Genomic DNA, 18,073 nt, shown 5'->3' on the forward strand with positions numbered 1-18,073 from the left:
ATCGCCTGACCATGCCCATCTCATTCAAACGCCGCCCTTTGCTGCGCGTGCTGCTGGCCGGCCTGTTCGCCACGCTACTGACTCCTTTGGCCAGTGCCGACCCGGCCAAGCGCCTGCGTATCGGTATTACTCTGCATCCCTACTACAGCTATGTTGCCAATATCGTCGGCGACAAGGCCGAGGTGGTGCCGCTGATTCCGGCAGGCTTCAACCCGCACGCCTACGAGCCGCGCGCCGAAGACATCAAGCGCATCGGCTCGCTGGATGTCATCGTGCTCAACGGTGTCGGCCATGACGACTTCGCCGACCGCATGATCCAGGCCAGTGAAAAACCCGATGTGCCGGTCATCGAGGCCAACGCCGACGTGCCGTTGCTGGCCGCCACCGGCATTGCTGCGCGCGGTGCCGGCAAGGTGGTCAACCCGCACACCTTCCTGTCGATCAGCGCCTCGATTGCCCAGGTCAATAACATCGCCCGCGAACTGGGCAAGCTCGACCCGGACAACGCCAAGACCTATACCGCCAACGCCCGCGCCTATGGCAAGCGCCTGCGGCAGATGCGCGCCGACGCCTTGGCCAAGCTGACCCAGGCGCCCAACGCCGAGCTGCGGGTCGCCACCGTGCATGCAGCTTACGATTACCTGCTGCGCGAGTTCGGCCTGGAAGTGACAGCCGTGGTCGAGCCCGCGCATGGCATCGAGCCCAGCCCGAGCCAGTTGAAGAAGACCATCGACCAGTTGCGCGAACTGGACGTGAAAGTGATTTTCTCGGAGATGGACTTCCCGTCCAGCTATGTCGAGACCATCCAGCGCGAGTCGGGTGTGAAGCTGTATCCGCTGTCGCATATTTCCTATGGCGAGTACACCGCCGACAAGTATGAGAAAGACATGACCGGCAACCTCAATACCGTGGTTCGTGCCATTCAGGAGAGCGGCGCATGACCGCCGCCGAACACATCCAGGTGGCCGGCACGCCGATCACTGACAAGGGCCCTGGCGTCGAATTCGCCGAGGTCAGCCTGACGCTGGGCCGCACCACGATTCTGGACCGCATCAGCTTCAACGTGCGTGCCGGTAGCGTGCACGCGCTGGTCGGCCCCAACGGCGGCGGCAAGAGTTCGCTGATCAAGACCCTGCTCGGGCAGATGCCGCATCAAGGCCAGCTCAGCTTGCAGTGGCCGGGAGCTCAGGGCGTGATCGGCTATGTGCCGCAAGCCCTGGAGTTCGATCGCGGCCTGCCGATGACCGTCGAGGACTTCATGGCCGCCATGTGCCAGCGCCGGCCTGCGTTTCTGGGCCTGTCGCGGCATTACGCCAAGCCCATCGGCGAGGCGCTGGAACGGGTCGGCATGCAAGACAAACGCAAGCGGCGCATGGGCGCGCTGTCCGGCGGCGAGCGTCAGCGCGTGCTGTTGGCCCAAGGCCTGATTCCGGCGCCGCAACTGCTGGTGCTCGACGAGCCGATGTCGGCCCTCGACGAGCCGGGTATTCAGGTCTTCGAGCGGTTGCTGGTGGACTGGCGCCAGAGCGGCATCACCGTGCTGTGGATCGAGCACGATCTGGAGGCGGTCAAGCGCCTGGCCGATCGGGTCACCGGGCTGAACCGCCGGGTGCTGTTCGATGAACCGGCGCAGACGGCCCTGACCCCGGAGCGGCTGTTGACGCTGTTCTCCGCCCACCCACGCAGCGCAGGGAGCGCCGGGTAATGTCCTACGAGAGTTTTCGCCTGTTCATTCAGGACCTGGCCAGCTCGGGCTATCTGCCCGAGGCCCTGGCTTATGGTTTTGTCGTCAACGCCCTGCTCGCCGGCCTGCTGATCGGCCCGGTGCTCGGCGGTCTGGGTACGCTGGTGGTGGTCAAGCGCTTCGCGTTTTTCTCCGAAGCCGTCGGTCATGCGGCATTGACCGGCGTGGCCATCGGCATTCTGCTCGGCGAGCCGTACACCGGCCCGTATGGCAGCCTGTTCGGCTACTGCCTGCTGTTCGGCATCGTGCTCAATTATCTGCGCAACCGCACTGGCCTGACCCCGGATACCTTGATCGGCGTGTTCCTCTCGGTGTCGCTGGCACTGGGCGCCAGCCTGCTGCTGGTGCTGGCCGGCAAGATCAACGTCCATATCCTGGAGAATGTGCTGTTCGGCTCGGTGCTGACGGTCAATGGCAATGACCTGCTGGTGCTGGCCATCGTCGGTGCGCTGGTCATGGGCCTGAGCCTGCCGCTGTACAACCGCATCATGCTGGCCAGCTTCAACCCGCAACTGGCCGCCGTGCGCGGCGTGGCGGTCAAGGTGCTGGACTATCTGTTCGTGATTCTGGTGACGCTGATCACCGTCGCGGCGGTGAAAGTCATCGGCGCCATTCTGGTGGGTGCGCTGCTGGTGATCCCGGCCGCTGCCGCGCGCCTGCTGAGCCAGTCGCTCAAGGGCTTTTTCTGGGCCTCGGTGCTGATTGCCACGGTCAGTACGCTGTGCGGCATCCTGATGCCCATCGTTTTCGACCTGCCGGTGCCTTCGGGCGCAGCGATCATCCTGGTCTGCGGCGTCGCCTTTGCCCTGGCGGCGATTGCGCGCGGCACACTGCCCAGCCTCAAGGGGAATATCGGATAAATGCCCACTTCAAACCTGCGTAGCCTCGCCCTCGCGCTCGCCTTGGGCGGCGTATTCAGCCACAGCGTGCTGGCCGCCGAGACAAAAATCGAAGTCGCCCAGCCAGTGCGCATTCTGGCCAGCCTGCCGATCACCTACGGGCTGGGGCAAATCCTGCTCAAGGACAGTGGTGTGGTGCTGGAACGTGCAGCCGCCGCCAACCTGCCCGGCTCGCGGCAGAGTGCCTACTTCACCGGCCGCGGTGCCGAAGCCCTGCACAAACTGGCCACAGGCGCCGATGCGGTAATCGGCTTGCGTTCGATCTGGAGCGAAGACCCGCTGTACCCCAATGCCCGGCGCAGCAATATCCGTATTGTTGAAATAGATGCTGCACGTCCGGTGGACGGCGCGTTGCCCGGTGTTGCCCTGCAGCCCGAGCAAGGCATCGACGGCCTGAACAGCCAGCCCTGGCTCGCCAGCCACAACCTGGGCCGCATGGCCGATGTGCTGGCAGCCGACCTCGTGCGCCTGGCGCCTGCGGCCAAGCCGCGTATCGAAGCCAACCTGGCGGGGTTCAAGCAGCGGTTGCTCAGGCTCAGTGCCGACAGCGAAAAGCGTTTGGCACACGCCGACAACGTTGCGGTGGTCAGCCTGTCCGATCGCCTGAACTACCTGATCAGCGGGCTCAACCTTGAACTGGTCGAGCGCCAGGTACTCACCGATGAACAGTGGACGCCCGAGGCCTTGCAGAAACTGACCACCACGCTCAAGGACAACGATGTGGCCGTGGTGCTCGATCACCGCGACCCGCCGGCACCGGTCAAGGCGGCCATCAGCGCTGCCGGCAGCCAGTTGCTGGTGGTGGGCAGCGAAAACGACGATCCGCTGGCCGGGCTGCAAGCGGATGTCGATCAGTTGCTCAAGGCGCTGACCAAGGGCTGATCACTGGGCGGTTGCAGGCGCATGGCTGGCCTGCAACATCGGCTGCACTTGCGGCATTGCCGAAGAGTGATGGTTGAGAATCTTCCACTGCCCGTCGACCCGCGTGTACAGGAAGGTATAGCGCGCCTGGACCTCGCGGACCTTGCCGTCGGCGCCGGTCAGGCTGAAGGTGTAGACGCCGCTGTCCATGGCCGCATCGCCGCCCAGCCGGCGGATTTCCCGGTAATTGATCCGCCCCACCGGCTTGAGCACCAGGAAGTGATCGAAGTAGTCGGTGATTTGCGCAGGCGTGGCGCGGACCTCATTGGACACCGTCGGCTGCAGTACCGCATTGCTTGCATACAGGCTGGTCACGCCCTTGGCGTTACCGGTTTTCAATGCAGCGTTCCACTGGTCGAACAAGCCGGCAATTTCACGCTCGCTGGCGTCACTCGGCAGCTCGGCCACCGTGCGATACACATACGGGGTGTTTTCCACGGCCTGCACCCAAGGGGCGCTAACGGCGAGGGCCAAGGCGACAACGGCGACTTTCAGTTTCATGGCGTCACTCCTGCAAGTTGATCAGGGTGCTACTGTGCCCGGCATCGCGCGCCTGGCCATCGGCCAACCGGCGCTATCTGTCTATGCCATTCGGCAGATAGGCAGCGCTGGCCCTGGCAGGTTTTAATAGCGCACGCTTGCCCGCGTGGGCGACCCCTGCAGGAACACTTCGACATGCCCAGCCCACCCCATGACCCGGCCAGTGCCCTGGCTATCCGCGCCCAGTATCGTCAGGCACAAAGCCGGGCAGCGCGCCTGCGGCTGCTGGTCGACACCGGCCAGCAACTGACCCGGCTGGGCCCCGACGCCATGCGCCGCAAAGTCTTGCAGCGGGCCTGCGCCTTCGTCGCCATGGACCACGGCCTGCTGCTGGAGTGGGCACCCGGTCAAGCCGCACATTGCACCGCCAGTCTCGGCAGCCAGGAGCGCCTGAACGGCCTGGGCTGCCAGGCCGATACCTCACTGCGTGAGCCGCAGTGGCTGGAGCAACAAGGTGCGCCCTTGAGTGCGGTGTTGCAGTTGCCGCTGCGCGGCGCCGACGACCGTCCTTTCGGCCTGCTGTTACTGGCCAACAGCTTGCCCATCAGCGCACCGGACAGCGAGGACATCGAGTCGCTGCAACTGCTGGCCACCCTGCTGGCCGCGCACCTGGAGAACGACCGCCTGCTGCAAACCCTGGTCGCCCGCGAACGCAGCATGTCGGAGCTGGTGCATCGCCTGTTCACCGCGCAAGAGGACGAACGCAAACGCATGGCCTACGACCTGCACGATGGCCTGGCCCAGACCCTGGCAGGGTTGCACCAGCGCCTGCAAGGTTTCGCCGGCCGCTGCCCGCCGCTGCCTGAGCCACTGGACGGCGACCTGGAAAACATTCTTGATCTGGCCCGGCATTGCGTGGGCGAGGCCCGCCAGTTGATTGGCGGCCTGCGCCCCAGCGTGCTGGACGACTTCGGCCTGTGGCGCGCCATCGATAAAGAAGCCGACCGCCTGCGCGATGCCGGTATCGAAGTGCACTGGCAAACGCGTTCACACGAACGCCTGCCGGACCCGGTGGAAATCGCCCTGTTTCGCATCGCCCAGGAAGGCATCAACAATGTGCTCAAGCATGCTGGCGCCCAGCGCGTGGAACTTGGCCTGCAACGCCATCCCGAACAGGTCTCGCTGTACCTGAGCGACGACGGCTGCGGCCTCGACACCGACAGCGCGCAAACGCATCACCCGGCCCGCTCGCTTGGCTTGGTCACCATGCAGGAGCGTGCCAGCCTGCTGGGCGGGCACTTCAGTTGCAGCCGCCAGGCTGAGGGCGGAACCCGCTTGCAGACCGTGGTGCCGCTGGCGCCGATACAGGAGCTCACCCCATGACCACGCCCATACGCCTGGTGCTGGCCGATGATCATGAAGTGACCCGCACCGGCTTTATCTCATTGCTGGCCGGCCACCCGGAATTCGTCGTGGTCGGTGAAGCCAGCGACGGCCAGCAGGCCGTGGCCCTGTGTGAAGCGCTGCGACCGGACATCGCCATTCTCGATATCCGCATGCCCGTCCTCAACGGCCTGGGCGCGGCGCGGCTGCTGCAACAGCGCATGCCCACGCTCAAGGTGGTGATCTTCACCATGGATGACAGCACCGACCACCTTGAAGCGGCCATCAGTGCCGGCGCCGTGGGCTATCTGCTCAAGGACGCCCGGCGCGACGAAATGATCGACAGCCTGCAGCGCGTGGCGCGCGGCGAAGAAGCCCTGAACAGCGCCGTCAGCGCCCGCCTGCTGCGGCGCATGGCCGAGCGCGGCGGCCAGGCGGCACCCACGCTGGAAATTCTTACCGCACGCGAGCGTCAGGTGCTGGAACTGGTCGCCGGCGGCTGCAGCAATCGCCTGATCGGTGAACGCCTGGGCATCACCACCGGCACCGCCAAGGCCCATGTGGAGCGGGTGATCGGCAAGCTCGGGGCGTCCGATCGCACGCAGGCGGCCGTGCGCGGTGTGGCACTGGGCCTGGTGCCCGGACAGTGGTCATGAGCACCGATACACCGGCCAGCCGCTGGGCCAACCTGCCGTTGCGCGGCAAGGCGCTGGTGGCAATTTCTCTGCCACTGGTGCTGCTGATGGGCTCTCTGGTGCTGATCTATATCACCGAACGCCAGACTGCCCATGCCGAAGAAGACGTGCGCCGGGTGCTGCTGGTGCAGGGCGATATCCAGACCGTACACACCCAACTGGCAGAAGCGGCCGCCAGCGTGCGTGGCTATTTACTGACGCGCAACGAAGACTTTTTGCCGGCATGGCTACAGGCCGGTGCACTGATCGAGGCGGCCTTGCAGCGCCTGAACAGCAATGTCCGTGACCCACAGATGCGTGAGCATCTTCAAGCCATAGCCCCGCTGATCGACACGAAACAGCAAGGCCTGGAATCGCTGCGCAGCCTCAGTGAGGCCGATCGCGAATCGATCGCCAGCATTCTGGTCGAAAACAAGTACATCCTCGACGAGCTTCGCCAACGCATCGACACCATGCGCCTGCGCGAAGATACGTTGCTGGCCGAACGCACCGCCGCCGCTGCCGCCACCCGCCAGCGCTTGCTGCTCTCGACCCTGCTCGCCGCCGGCAGCGGGCTGTTCGGCGCGATTATCGCGGTGTTGCTGCTGTCACGCGGCATCGTTTCCCGCGTCCAGCAGGTTCAGGGCAATGCGCAACGCCTGGCGCTCGGCCAGCCGCTGCAACCCCAGCCACCGGAGAACGACGAGGTGGGCCAGCTGGGCAGCCGCCTGGTCGAAGCCGGCCAGTTGCTCGCCGAGCGTGAACGGGCGCTGCGCGACAACGAAGAACGCCTGCGCCTGATCATCGACGGGGTCAAGGACTATGGGATCTTCGCCCTCGACACCGAAGGCTATGTCACCAGCTGGAACGTCGGCGCCGAACGCATCAAGGGCTATACCGAGCAGGAAATCATCGGCCGGCACTTTTCGGTTTTTTATCTGCTCGATGAATGCCCTCAGCATCCGGCCATGGCGCTGGCTGCGGCCACCCGCGACGGCCATTACATGGAAGAAGCCTGGCGCTGCCGCAAGGATGGCAGCCGCTTCTGGGCCAGCGTGGTGATCACCGCACAACATGATGCCAGCGGCGCCCTGCGCGGCTTCTCGAAGATCACCCGCGATATCACCGATCGTCGAGCCGCCGAGATCGACTTGCGTACGGCGCGTGAACAGGCCGAGCGCGCCAGCCGGGCCAAGAGCGAATTCCTGTCGCGCATGAGCCATGAACTGCGTACGCCACTGAACTCGATTCTGGGCTTTGCACAGTTGCTCGACATGGATGCCGCACCCGGCCACAGCACGCATGCCGGGCATATTCTGAGCGCCGGGCAGCACTTGCTGACGCTGATCAACGAGGTGCTGGACATCGCCCGGATCGAAGCCGGCCGGCTGGCCTTGAATACGGAACCGGTGTCCCTGGCGCCGGCATTGCAAGAAGCCCTGACACTGGTCTGGCCGATGGCCCGCGATGCGGGCATCGAACTGTGCCCGGTGCCGACGCAAGCCGAACATCATGGCGTCCTTGCCGACCGCCAACGGCTGATTCAGGTGTTGCTCAACCTGCTGTCCAATGCCATCAAATACAATCGCCCGGCCGGGCGGGTGTGGATCGAGGTGAAAGTGCAGGCAGGACGCTTGAGCATCTCGGTCAACGACACAGGGTTCGGCATTGCCGCCGACAAGCTTGAACGCCTGTTCACCCCCTTCGAGCGACTTGAAGCCGACCCTCGCGTCGAAGGCACGGGATTGGGCCTGGCCCTGAGCAAAAACCTGCTGCACGCCATGCAAGGCAGCCTCGGCGTACACAGCACCCCCGGCCAGGGCAGTTGCTTTACGCTGGAGCTGCCGGCCACACAGGCACATAAGGCACCGCCCGCAAGCTCGACGCCCTTGTCCTTGCCGGCCTTGCCGATCGCGATGCCGCCCACGGCACGCAGCCGCGGCACACTGCTGTGCATCGAGGACAACCTGTCGAGCATGGCGCTGATCGAAACCCTGCTGCAACGCCGCCCGGGCATCCGCCTGTTGTCGAGCATGCTCGGCCAGCTTGGCCTGGACCTCGCCCGCCAGCATGCGCCGCAATTGATTGTGCTCGACATCGACCTGCCGGACCTGCAAGGCCTGGACGTGTTGCGCCGCCTGCGTCAGGCGCCGGTGACCGCGCACACGCCGGTGGTGATCCTGACTGCCGATGCCAGCGACCTGACCCGCAGCACCTTGCAGGGTGCAGGCGCCACGGGCGTTCTCGTCAAGCCCTTGCATGTACCGGGCTTTCTCGCTTACCTGGACCAGTATTTACCGGAGCCGGCATGAACACCGATTTTCGCATTCTGATCGTCGACGACCAGCGCCCCAATCTGGAGCTGATGGAGCAGCTACTGGCGCGCGAAGGGCTGCACAACGTGCTGAGCAGCAGCGAACCGCTGCGCACCCTGGACCTGTTCAACAGCTTTGAGCCGGACCTGGTGATTCTCGATCTGCACATGCCCGAATTCGACGGCTTTGCCGTACTGGAGCAATTGAACCGGCGCATCCCCGGCAACGACTACCTGCCGATTCTGGTACTGACCGCCGACGCCACCCGCGATACGCGCCTGCGCGCTCTGGCGCTGGGCGCACGCGACTTCATCAGCAAACCCCTGGACGCCCTGGAAACCATGCTGCGCATCTGGAACCTGCTGGAAACCCGCGCCCTGTACAAACGGCTGCGCCAACTGGTGCCGAACGAATCCATCGAACTGTTGCGCCAGCATCCGGTACCGGCGCAACGGTAGGCCGTCGATTACTTGATCAGGATGACCGGCACCGGCACATCATGAATGACCCGGTTGGCCACCGATCCCAGCAGCAAGCCACCGAAACTGCCGAGGCCACGAGTGCCCATCACCACGGTGTCACACCCCAGCGTCTTGACCTGGGCGGCAATCTGCTCGGCGACATTGCCCAGATCGACATGCACCTGATAAGCGACGCCACTGGCGTCGAGCAACGCGCTGGCCTGGCCGAGCACACCCTTGGCCGAGTTGAACAACCCGACCTTGACGCCCTCGATCATGTCCGGCGCCAGATAGTCGCTGTAGACCAGCGGGCTGGACTGGACATTGAGCACATGAACTTCCAGCGGCCGGGCCATCTGCCCGGCCAAGTTGATGACATAGTCCAGTGCATGTTTTGCATGAACCGAACCATCGAAAGGAACCAGAACCTTGTGCATGACAGCGCTCCTGCAAGTGGGTATGCAGTGAAGATAGTCACTTGGTAAAAGAGCGGCCAGCGTGATCTTCCCGGCAATTGATCCAGGGCAAAGAGCGGTGGATTATTTCTTGCCCCGCCTTGTTCAGCTGAATGCCGCGGAGGTAGGTATCGCCAAGAAAAGAAGCTACTTAGGGGTGGTATTAATAAAGCGTTGAATTATCAGGAATGGCGCCTTGCAACCAGCATCGTGGCTGGTTGCATACGCAACGACTCAGCGCCCTTCAAGCATCAGAGCCGCCTGATCGAACAGCGCCAGCGGTTGATCGACCTTGTGAATGTCATTCGACAGCATCTGCCGAAAACGTCGAGCACCCGGAAAGCCCTGAGCCAGCCCCAGGATATGCCGGGTGATGTGGTGCATGTTGCCGCCTTGCGCAAGGTAATCGGCAACATAGGGCCGCAAGGCCGCCATGGTCTCGGCGCGGCTGATGGGCGGCTGGCTCGCCGCAAACAGCTGGCTGTCCACTTCGGCCAGCAAATAAGGGTTGTGATAGGCCTCACGCCCCAGCATCACGCCATCGAACACTTGCAGATGCTCACGGCACTCATCCAGAGTCTTGACCCCGCCATTGAGAATGATCTCAAGGTCCGGGAAGTCCGCCTTCAACTGCGCGGCCACGTCATAGCGCAATGGCGGGATATCACGGTTCTCCTTGGGCGACAGCCCTTCAAGAATCGCAATCCGCGCATGCACGGTAAAACTCCGACAACCCGCCTCTCGCACTTGCCCAACGAAATCGCACAACTGTTCATAACTGTCGCGGCCATTGATACCGATACGGTGCTTGACCGTGACCGGGACACTCACCGCATCCAGCATGGCCTTGACGCAATCGCTGACCAGCGCCGGATGCCCCATCAGGCAAGCGCCGATCATGTTGTTCTGCACCCGGTCGCTCGGACAACCGACATTCAGATTGACCTCGTCATACCCCGCCGCCTCGGCCAGCCGCGCACACGCCGCCAGATCGGCCGGATTACTGCCGCCCAGTTGCAAAGCCAGAGGGTGCTCGGTTTCGTCGTGCCCCAGAAAGCGCTCCTTATCGCCATGCAATACCGCGCCGGTGGTCACCATCTCGGTGTAGAGCAAAGCGTTCTTTGAAAGCAGGCGCAGGAAGTACCGGCAATGGCGATCTGTCCAGTCCATCATGGGCGCAACGGAGAACCGGCGCGACAGTGCAGGCCTTGTGGTACGGGGGCTTGAGGTAATATCTGGTGGCATATTCATCTGTCGGTTTGTAGCAAATTCCTGGGCGGTGTCGATGAGGGTCATCGCCGCACGTGAGCGCGAATATAACCCGATCAGCCAAACAGCACAGACCGGGATCAAACGCGAAAGCCGGGCAGTTTATCAGGAAGCGCTGGGCTGTGATCTTGGCAAGACGATTGAATTGGATCGCTGACTCTTGGCGTGCTGCGATATCCATTAGCCAAGGCAGATCGACAAAAAACACATGTTTTTTAGACATGGCTTGCAGGTTATCTATATCTCATACACCATAAATCTGGATTACAACCCTCCAGCGGAGCAAATCATGCAGAGCATGACCCTTGAACAGCTGCGTGCCGCCAGCAATGCTGGCGGCGTTTCAGGCGTTACCCTCAAAGGCCGGGGCGGCTCGTTTCTTGTCCAGATCGACACACTTAGCGGTGGCGAAGCCGTCCTGGCGAAAGCACGAAGCACCGAGCCTCGTCGTTTCGGCAATCCGGCTGCTGCCTTGAATGTCTTGCGCGATATCGGTATCACGGTAGGCCAGTTCGATGCCAGCGAGTGGAATCCCGACGAGAAGGAACTTACGGCCGGTGTTCGAGGCCGTTCTGCTGCATTGCGAGACGCGCACCAATCGGCGGCCTACAACAAATCGCTTGCCACCGATATTAAGGAATCCATTGAAGATACTCGACCAAACCTTTCGCACGATGAGGTGATGGCTGAAATGGAGGCTGATATCGCCGCCCTTGCCGTCGGTCAGAAACCAGCCAAAAGAGGTCAAGTTTGAGCGCGGCGAGTGGATCAACCAAGAGGACACAGCCGCCTTTCTGTATCGAGTGGCGACCCATGGCCCGCGAAGATTTGCGCTCAATCGTTCAATACATCGGCAAAGACAGCGCCGCCCGTGCGCGCAGTTTTGGCTATGAACTGCGCGACAAAACCCTACAGCTTTCTCAATACCCTGAGAGTGGCCGAACAGGTCGGCCCGGTTTGCCAGAAAATGTGCGCGAATTGGTAGTCCATCGAAACTACATTGTTTTTTATCGCGTGCTTGATGACACACGCGTCGTCGAGATTTTGCGAGTCAGGCACGTAGCTCAGCAAACGCCATGAAGAAGTGACACTTGCATCATCCGTTACCGCCGCCCCTCCACAATCATCCGCACCGCCAGCCCCGCCAGCACCGTGCCCATCAGCCAGCGTTGCAGCACTTGCCAAAAGGGTCTGCCCGCCAGAAAAGCCGCAATCGAACCTGCCATTACCGCAATCAGTGCATTGACGCTCACGCTGACCACGATCTGGGTCGAGCCCAGAATCAACGATTGCAGCAATACGCTGCCGTGGCCTTCGGGCTGGATGAATTGCGGCAGCAATGACAGGTACATGACCGCAATCTTGGGGTTCAGCAGGCTGGTGACAAAGCCCATCGTCAGCAGTTTGCGCGGGCTGTCCTTGGGCAGGTCGCGGACCTGGAACGGTGAACGGCCACCGGGCTTGACCGCCTGCCAGGCCAGGTACAACAGATAGAGCGCGCCGCCCAGGCGCAAGGCGTCGTAGGCGTAAGGAACGGCCATGACCAGCGCCGTGATGCCGACAGCCGCGCAGAGCATGTAGACGACAAACCCCATCGCCACGCCGCCCAGTGAGATCAGCCCGGCCATGCGGCCCTGGCAGATCGAACGCGAAATGAGATAGACCATATTCGGGCCGGGGGTCAGCACCATGCCCAGGCAGATAAGGGCGAAAGCCAGCAGGCTGGAGAGTTCAGGCATCAATACACTTCCCTGATGAGTTTGCGTGCGGCCAGTTTACTGTAAAGAGCGGCCTGCCCGAATCGTCAATATTCGGGAACAAGCCGCCGTCAGCAGGTTCCAAGCTAGTCTGCATGGCGTTTGCGCGCCGTCACGACCCTGCCCTTGAGCGCTCGACTACGCTCGGGTAATGTCACTCCACCACAGGACAGAGCACGCTCATGACTTCCAAGCTGGAACAACTCAAAGAAATTACTACCGTCGTCGCCGATACCGGCGATTTCGATGCCATTGCCCGCCTCAAGCCAGTGGATGCGACCACCAACCCTTCCCTGCTGCTCAAGGCCGCATCCAGTGAAAGCAACGCTGCCTTGCTGGCAGAAGCGTTCAGCGGCAGCAAGGGTGATATCGGCCTGGCCAGCGATCGCTTCGCCGTGGCCATCGGCCGCAAGATTCTCGATGTGGTGCCAGGCCGGGTATCGACCGAGGTCGATGCACGACTGTCGTTCGACACCTCTGCCATGATCGAGCGCGGTCAGCGCCTGATCGGCCTGTATGAAGAAGCCGGCATCGGTCGCGAGCGTATCCTGATCAAGCTGGCGTCGACCTGGGAAGGTATTCGCGCCGCCGAAACGCTTGAGAAGCAAGGTATCCAGACCAACCTCACGCTGCTGTTCTCCTTCGCGCAAGCAGTGGCCTGCGCCGAAGCCGGAGTGTTTCTGATCTCGCCGTTCGTGGGCCGTATCTACGACTGGTACAAGAAGTCGACCGGTCAGGAATACACCAGCGCCGAAGATCCGGGTGTGCAGTCGGTGACGCGCATCTACAACTACTACAAGGCCAACGGTTTCGATACCGTGGTCATGGGCGCCAGCTTCCGCAATATCGGCCAGATCGAACAACTGGCCGGTTGCGACCGCCTGACCATCAGCCCCGACCTGCTCAAGCAACTGGCTGAAGATCAAGGCAGCCTGGAACGCAAACTGATTCCAGGCCAGGGTGGCGAGCCGCGCCAGAGCCTCAGCGAGCGTGAGTTCCGCTGGCTGTCGAATGAAGACGCCATGGCCACCGAAAAGCTGGCTGAAGGCATTCGCCAGTTCGCCCGTGACCAGGAAAAGCTCGAAGCTTTGCTGTCGAAAAAGTCCTGATGCAAAAAAGGGCGATACCCGCAGGGGTATCGCCCTTTTTCATGCCTGAAGATTCAAGCAGCGCTCAGCGCTGACCTTCCAGAGCATTGACCAGATCATGGAACGCCTCGCGATTGGACTCATTGAGCCCCATCAGGATCTTGTGCGCTTCCAGCACCTTGGCCTTGACCACTTCTTCGCCCTGATCTTGGGATGGCAGGTCGGTCAGGCACTCGGGACACGGCACCGGGTGATCGACAATATTGAACACCTGATCGAAGCCCATCGACTGCAACAGCCGCGTGATGTCTTCGTGGGTGGTGACCACGGTGGGCAACAGCCCGACTTTTTGCCGTGACAGGATGGAAAGCTTGGCCAGCAGGCCAAGTGTCGTGCTGTCGATGCTGCGTGTCTCGGTCAGGTCGATCACAACAGCCGAAAAATTCAGCGCCGTGAAGATCCGCTCGATCGTCGCATCCAAGGCCGAGCACAACGTCAATCGCACTTCGCCCACGAATTTGAGAACGAAGGTGCCTTCCTGCTCGGCGAACTGGATTCTACCGGTACTCATCAAAGATTCCTGCTTAACACTAACAAGGCGATATCATCCGGCATCTCCCCTAGCGTAGCCAATTCAAAAACCTCGCGCAGACCATCCAGGCTGCCGCCCGCCGTCTCGACCAGAACAGGTAAAGCGGCTTCCTTTTCCTTGAGTGTATCACCGGGCAGCAAATCCAGTATGCCATCAGACAACAACGTCAGGCTGAACGATGGCGGCAACTCGATCACATAATTCTGGTAGGTCGCTTCCTGAAACAGCCCGACCGGCAGGCCGCGGCCTTCCAGATAGCTGGCCTTGCCCCCGGTAAACAGCACCGGCAGCGGCAAATGGCCGCCCACGGCATAGGTCAGCGTACCCGCCTGCTCGTCGATGACGCCACCGACCATGGTCACATGCTTGCCCAGCTTGCAGCTGATCAGGCCACGGTTGAGATGACCCAGCACATCGGAAGGCTTGAATTCCGGCAGCGTGCCGCCGCGCTTGGACTCGAACAGCAACCGCGTGGTCATGAACTTCAACAGCACGGTGATGAACGCCGACGATGCGCCATGACCCGAGACATCGGCCAGATAGAACGCCACGCGACGCTCGTCAACCCGAAAGTAATCGACGAAATCACCTGACAGGTACAACGACGGGATGATTTCGTGAGCGAAATTGAATTGCTCGATGGACCACGGGCTGACCGGCAGCATGTTGATCTGCACCTGGCGACCGGCATCCTGATCTTCCTGGAGAAGATGCAGGCTGGCCTCGAGCTCACGATTGGCGGTTTCGAGCTTCTGGCGATAGAGCTGGTTTTCCTGCTCCAGACGGGCACGGTCAAGTGCGCGGCCGACCGAGTGCTCAAGCACGGCGAGGTCTTCAAGCGGCTTGATCAGGTAATCGGCAGCGCCCAGGCGCAGGGCTTCGACCACGTCACTGATGACGCCTGCGCCGGAAACGACGATCACCGGCACTTGCGGGGAAATGGCGGTCACCTGGCGAATCAGTTCGAGCCCGCCCATCTGAGGCATGCGCAAGTCGCAGATCACCAGATCGGGGGTTTCCTGCTCGAAAATCTGTACGCCTTGCAGGCCGTTATTTGCCTGCAGGACATTGAAGCCGCTGTCTTCCAAGTAGGCCGCGATGCTTGCGCGCACCACGTCGTCGTCGTCGATAATCAGCAGCGTTGCACTGGTTTTAGGCATGTGGGCAAACGGCGCCAGATCAGGTTGAGGTAGGCGACCCGGTGCGTTCCGGGTTCTGCTTACTGGATTCGCTTTCTAGCCACTCTGCGAGGACAAGCCGGTAAGGTTCGGCCATGATGTCGGTCTTCAGAGGTGCCCTTCAAGGCGCAGACGGTACTCCCATCCGACGGGCGTTTCAAGCGTGCTGCCTTGCTCGATTTGCGACTTTACATCGCAAATCACCGGGAGTTATAAGAACGCACAAATCAGCAACCAAAACATAGGACGAACCATGAGCCGAATCGATCAGAACTATGCCGAGAAGCGTGACTTCATCCGCATGCGCGTCGAAGCCGATATCAGCATCATTCACGCCGGCCAGGTGATTTCGGCAGTCTGCCTGGACCTCTCCAGCAGCGGCATGCAGGTCCAGGCACCACAGGCCTTTCAGGTAGGTGACAAGCTCAGTGTGCGCATCGATTCGGATCACCCGGCACTCTCTGGCCTTGAAGCCGACACCGAGGTGGTCTGGATTGCCGATCAGGACGGCGGCGGACAAAAACTGGGATTGTCGATCATCACGATGAAATGACCGGTCAGCGCGATTGCAACCGGCCGAACAACGCACGCAGTTGCCCGGCCATCCACACATGAGCATCGCTGCGTGCATATTTGCGATGGCTGTAAAGCCGCAAGGTATAAGGCGCCAGCGCAAACGGTGGCGGGTAGAACACGATATCCGTCGACGGGCTCAACATACGGGCCGCCTGTTCAGGCATGGTCATGAGCAGGTCGCTGCGCGCGATGATGAACGGGCACAGCATCACAAAAGGCAATTGCAAGGCCACATCGCGCTTCAGGCCCATGCCCTGTAACACCAGGTCCACCACACCGCAGGCCTCGCCCCACGGCGTGACCACCGCATGGCGCTCGGCCAGATAACCCTGCAGATCGAGTTTTCCCCTGACCCGTGGATGATCACGGTGAACGACTACCGTGTAATTGCCGGTCAACCAGTCTTCGCTTTCTACGCCCATGGGCAGTTGGTCGCGATCCTCGCCATAACCCAGGGCAAAATCGATTCGCCCACTGGCCAGGTCATCGATACACACCTTGCGCTCCGAATGCACCACTCTCACGCATAACCGCGGCGCGACCTGCTGAAGTTGCTCAAGCAATGGCGGCAGCAGTTGCAAGGCGGTGTAGTCGCTGGCCGCGAAAATAAACGTGCGCTCGCTGCTTGAGGGATCGAAAGGCTCCCACTGTCCCAGTTGATCGGACAGCACCTTGAGGCTGTGCGTAACCGCCGACGCCAGCACCTCGGCGCGCTGGGTCGGGTGCATGCGATTGCCCTGGCGAACGAACAACTCATCGTTGAGTGCTTCACGCAGACGCCCCAGCGCATGGCTGAAAGCCGAGGCACTCATGGACAACTCATGCGCCGCACTGGCAACGGTGCGATGGCGGTACAGGGCATCAAAGATCAACAGCAGATTAAGATCGAGACGGCGCAAGGCTGGATGCATGAAATTCAATAAGACCTGAAGAAATTGCAGTACATGCAGTTTATGACTTCACCTAGCATGGGCGCTCTTTCTTTCAAGGGATCCGCCCACGTGAACCTGCCTATACGCCCTGCCCGCCTCGAGGATGCGCCCCAGATCCTGGCCTTCATCACCGAATTGGCCGACTACGAAAAAGCCCGGCATGAAGTCATTGCCAGCATTGAGGACATCGAACGCACGCTGTTCGGCCCACAGGCCAGCGCCAAGGCACTGATCTGTTCACACAACGATCGGCCGATCGGTTTTGCCGTGTATTTTTTCAGCTATTCGACATGGCAGGGCCGCAATGGCCTGTATCTGGAAGACCTGTACATTAGTCCCGACCATCGCGGCACCGGTGCCGGCAAACAGATGCTCAAGTACCTGGCCAGGGAAGCCTGCGCTTCAAACTGCGGGCGTTTCGAATGGAGCGTGCTGGACTGGAACGAGCCGGCGATCCGCTTTTATGAATCGATCGGAGCGCAGCCGCAGAACGAATGGGTGCGCTATCGAATGGAAGGCGACGCACTGAAGGCGTTTGCCGAAAGTTGACCGGTGCATGCCAGGTCGGCCCGGCGCACCGTGCGCGAGCCGACCTGAGATGCCCAAGTGATCAGAAGTCGTCTTCGACCTGACCGTCCTTGACCTTGAATTCGCGGTTCTGCAGGTAGGCGTTGCGAATGAAGGTGTAGCGGTCACCGGTGACCATACGCTCCGCCGACAGCAGGCTGGCGCGGGTGTCGATCAGGTTAACGCCCAGCGCGGTGTTGCGGGTCGGCACATGGTCGATGTAGCGGTACGGCGAGGTGTAGGTGTCCGGGTAGCGAGCCAGCGCATCACGCACAGTGCTGGGGCCCAACAGCGGCAGCACCACGTAAGGGCCGCTGCCCACACCCCAGTGACCGAGGGTCTGACCGAAGTCTTCATCATTGCGTTGCAGGCCCATGCGCGTGCCGACATCGATGAAGCCCAGCAGGCCGAAAGTGGTGTTGAAGATCAGCCGTGCGCTGTCGACCCCGGCGTCGGCCGGCTTGAGTTGCAGCACGTTGTTGGCCAGGTTGCCGACATCGCCGATGTTGTTGAAGAAGTTGTGTACACCGTCTTCGACAAACTGCGGTGCGATGAACTGATAGCCCTGGGCAATCGGCTTGAGCGTGTAGGTGTCGACCGTGTCGTTGAAACGGAAAATGGCGCGGTTGACGCCTTCCCACGGATCGTCCTCAGCCGCCTGGACGACAACCGGGGCCATTGCGACGCCGGCGCACAGGGACAGCCGTGCCAATCGCTCGATAAAGCCGCTACGCGGTAAGGGCATAACGCAAACTCCTGTCAGAAAGTGATGCCCCGAGCAT

The 18,073-nt window shown here is 61.6% G+C and carries 22 protein-coding genes; 14 read left to right on the forward strand and 8 right to left on the reverse strand.

What is annotated here, in order from left to right:
- Nucleotides 1-11 precede the first annotated feature (11 nt).
- From ACYAS9_RS29650 to ACYAS9_RS29665, 4 genes are read left to right on the forward strand one after another with little or no spacing between them, the layout of a single operon-like run.
- Nucleotides 12-941: a metal ABC transporter substrate-binding protein gene (locus ACYAS9_RS29650; RefSeq protein WP_463572060.1), complete on the forward strand. Its 930-nt coding sequence runs from the start codon at nucleotides 12-14 to the stop codon at nucleotides 939-941.
- Entirely contained in the window at nucleotides 938-1,705 is a 768-nt protein-coding gene (locus ACYAS9_RS29655) for a metal ABC transporter ATP-binding protein (protein ID WP_463572061.1), read from the forward strand. The genes ACYAS9_RS29650 and ACYAS9_RS29655 overlap by 4 nt, the downstream gene beginning before the upstream one ends.
- On the forward strand, nucleotides 1,705-2,604 hold the full coding sequence (locus ACYAS9_RS29660) for a metal ABC transporter permease (protein ID WP_463572062.1): 900 nt from the start codon (nucleotides 1,705-1,707) through the stop codon (nucleotides 2,602-2,604). Before ACYAS9_RS29655 ends, ACYAS9_RS29660 begins: the two co-directional genes overlap by 1 nt.
- Nucleotides 2,605-3,525 carry a metal ABC transporter solute-binding protein, Zn/Mn family gene (locus ACYAS9_RS29665; protein ID WP_463572063.1) on the forward strand — a complete coding sequence of 307 codons (921 nt, stop codon included), beginning with the start codon at nucleotides 2,605-2,607 and terminating at the stop codon, nucleotides 3,523-3,525.
- On the opposite strand, the gene ACYAS9_RS29670 is transcribed toward ACYAS9_RS29665, so the two are convergent.
- Nucleotides 3,526-4,065 carry an SgcJ/EcaC family oxidoreductase gene (locus ACYAS9_RS29670; protein WP_463572064.1) on the reverse strand — a complete coding sequence of 180 codons (540 nt, stop codon included), beginning with the start codon at nucleotides 4,063-4,065 and terminating at the stop codon, nucleotides 3,526-3,528.
- Nucleotides 4,066-4,239: 174 nt separating this feature from the next.
- Here ACYAS9_RS29670 and ACYAS9_RS29675 point away from each other — a divergent pair, with 174 nt between their 5' ends.
- From ACYAS9_RS29675 to ACYAS9_RS29690, 4 genes are read left to right on the forward strand one after another with little or no spacing between them, the layout of a single operon-like run.
- Nucleotides 4,240-5,427 carry a sensor histidine kinase gene (locus ACYAS9_RS29675; RefSeq protein WP_463572065.1) on the forward strand — a complete coding sequence of 396 codons (1,188 nt, stop codon included), beginning with the start codon at nucleotides 4,240-4,242 and terminating at the stop codon, nucleotides 5,425-5,427.
- Complete coding sequence (locus ACYAS9_RS29680; RefSeq protein WP_463572066.1) at nucleotides 5,424-6,083, forward strand: response regulator; 660 nt, start codon at nucleotides 5,424-5,426, stop codon at nucleotides 6,081-6,083. Before ACYAS9_RS29675 ends, ACYAS9_RS29680 begins: the two co-directional genes overlap by 4 nt.
- Nucleotides 6,080-8,413, forward strand: a complete 2,334-nt coding sequence (locus ACYAS9_RS29685) for an ATP-binding protein (RefSeq protein WP_463572067.1) — start codon at nucleotides 6,080-6,082, stop codon at nucleotides 8,411-8,413. The genes ACYAS9_RS29680 and ACYAS9_RS29685 overlap by 4 nt, the downstream gene beginning before the upstream one ends.
- Nucleotides 8,410-8,874, forward strand: a complete 465-nt coding sequence (locus ACYAS9_RS29690; protein ID WP_463572068.1) for a response regulator — start codon at nucleotides 8,410-8,412, stop codon at nucleotides 8,872-8,874. The genes ACYAS9_RS29685 and ACYAS9_RS29690 overlap by 4 nt, the downstream gene beginning before the upstream one ends.
- 8 nt (nucleotides 8,875-8,882) lie before the next feature.
- On the opposite strand, the gene ACYAS9_RS29695 is transcribed toward ACYAS9_RS29690, so the two are convergent.
- Together ACYAS9_RS29695 and dusA are read right to left on the reverse strand one after the other, a co-directional pair.
- Nucleotides 8,883-9,314: a universal stress protein gene (locus ACYAS9_RS29695; protein ID WP_463572069.1), complete on the reverse strand. Its 432-nt coding sequence runs from the start codon at nucleotides 9,312-9,314 to the stop codon at nucleotides 8,883-8,885.
- Between the two features lie 252 nt (nucleotides 9,315-9,566).
- Nucleotides 9,567-10,583 carry a tRNA dihydrouridine(20/20a) synthase DusA gene (gene dusA, locus ACYAS9_RS29700; RefSeq protein WP_463572070.1) on the reverse strand — a complete coding sequence of 339 codons (1,017 nt, stop codon included), beginning with the start codon at nucleotides 10,581-10,583 and terminating at the stop codon, nucleotides 9,567-9,569.
- A gap of 34 nt (nucleotides 10,584-10,617) precedes the next feature.
- On the opposite strand from dusA, the gene ACYAS9_RS29705 reads away from it, so the two are divergent.
- The 3 genes from ACYAS9_RS29705 to ACYAS9_RS29715 all read left to right on the forward strand — a co-directional run bounded on the left by ACYAS9_RS29705 (nucleotide 10,618) and on the right by ACYAS9_RS29715 (nucleotide 11,681).
- On the forward strand, nucleotides 10,618-10,758 hold the full coding sequence (locus ACYAS9_RS29705) for a hypothetical protein (protein ID WP_463572071.1): 141 nt from the start codon (nucleotides 10,618-10,620) through the stop codon (nucleotides 10,756-10,758).
- A gap of 132 nt (nucleotides 10,759-10,890) precedes the next feature.
- On the forward strand, nucleotides 10,891-11,355 hold the full coding sequence (locus tag ACYAS9_RS29710) for a hypothetical protein (protein WP_463572072.1): 465 nt from the start codon (nucleotides 10,891-10,893) through the stop codon (nucleotides 11,353-11,355).
- Nucleotides 11,352-11,681: a type II toxin-antitoxin system RelE/ParE family toxin gene (locus tag ACYAS9_RS29715; RefSeq protein WP_463572073.1), complete on the forward strand. Its 330-nt coding sequence runs from the start codon at nucleotides 11,352-11,354 to the stop codon at nucleotides 11,679-11,681. Before ACYAS9_RS29710 ends, ACYAS9_RS29715 begins: the two co-directional genes overlap by 4 nt.
- Nucleotides 11,682-11,704: 23 nt before the next feature.
- Here ACYAS9_RS29715 and ACYAS9_RS29720 read toward each other — a convergent pair whose 3' ends face one another.
- Entirely contained in the window at nucleotides 11,705-12,340 is a 636-nt protein-coding gene (locus tag ACYAS9_RS29720; RefSeq protein WP_463572074.1) for a LysE family translocator, read from the reverse strand.
- A gap of 200 nt (nucleotides 12,341-12,540) precedes the next feature.
- On the opposite strand from ACYAS9_RS29720, the gene tal reads away from it, so the two are divergent.
- Nucleotides 12,541-13,467, forward strand: a complete 927-nt coding sequence (gene tal / locus ACYAS9_RS29725) for a transaldolase (RefSeq protein WP_463572075.1) — start codon at nucleotides 12,541-12,543, stop codon at nucleotides 13,465-13,467.
- A gap of 64 nt (nucleotides 13,468-13,531) precedes the next feature.
- On the opposite strand, the gene rssC is transcribed toward tal, so the two are convergent.
- Entirely contained in the window at nucleotides 13,532-14,017 is a 486-nt protein-coding gene (rssC, locus tag ACYAS9_RS29730; protein ID WP_056840091.1) for an anti-sigma factor antagonist RssC, read from the reverse strand.
- On the reverse strand, nucleotides 14,017-15,198 hold the full coding sequence (gene rssB / locus ACYAS9_RS29735) for a two-component system response regulator RssB (RefSeq protein WP_463572076.1): 1,182 nt from the start codon (nucleotides 15,196-15,198) through the stop codon (nucleotides 14,017-14,019). The genes rssC and rssB overlap by 1 nt, the downstream gene beginning before the upstream one ends.
- Nucleotides 15,199-15,469: 271 nt before the next feature.
- Here rssB and ACYAS9_RS29740 point away from each other — a divergent pair, with 271 nt between their 5' ends.
- A complete protein-coding gene (locus tag ACYAS9_RS29740) occupies nucleotides 15,470-15,769 on the forward strand; it encodes a PilZ domain-containing protein (protein ID WP_463572077.1) in 300 nt (99 codons plus the stop codon).
- Nucleotides 15,770-15,773: 4 nt separating this feature from the next.
- Here the strand turns inward: ACYAS9_RS29740 and ACYAS9_RS29745 are convergent, their stop codons facing one another.
- Nucleotides 15,774-16,703 (reverse strand): LysR family transcriptional regulator, encoded by a 930-nt coding sequence (locus ACYAS9_RS29745; RefSeq protein ID WP_463572078.1) that lies wholly within the window; start codon nucleotides 16,701-16,703, stop codon nucleotides 15,774-15,776.
- 90 nt (nucleotides 16,704-16,793) lie between these two features.
- Between ACYAS9_RS29745 and ACYAS9_RS29750 the strand changes: the two genes are divergently transcribed.
- On the forward strand, nucleotides 16,794-17,273 hold the full coding sequence (locus ACYAS9_RS29750; RefSeq protein ID WP_463572079.1) for a GNAT family N-acetyltransferase: 480 nt from the start codon (nucleotides 16,794-16,796) through the stop codon (nucleotides 17,271-17,273).
- A gap of 61 nt (nucleotides 17,274-17,334) precedes the next feature.
- Here ACYAS9_RS29750 and ACYAS9_RS29755 read toward each other — a convergent pair whose 3' ends face one another.
- Nucleotides 17,335-18,036: an MlaA family lipoprotein gene (locus tag ACYAS9_RS29755; RefSeq protein WP_463572080.1), complete on the reverse strand. Its 702-nt coding sequence runs from the start codon at nucleotides 18,034-18,036 to the stop codon at nucleotides 17,335-17,337.
- Nucleotides 18,037-18,073: the final 37 nt, after the last annotated feature.

Source organism: Pseudomonas sp. HP_08 (genome assembly GCF_055284095.1).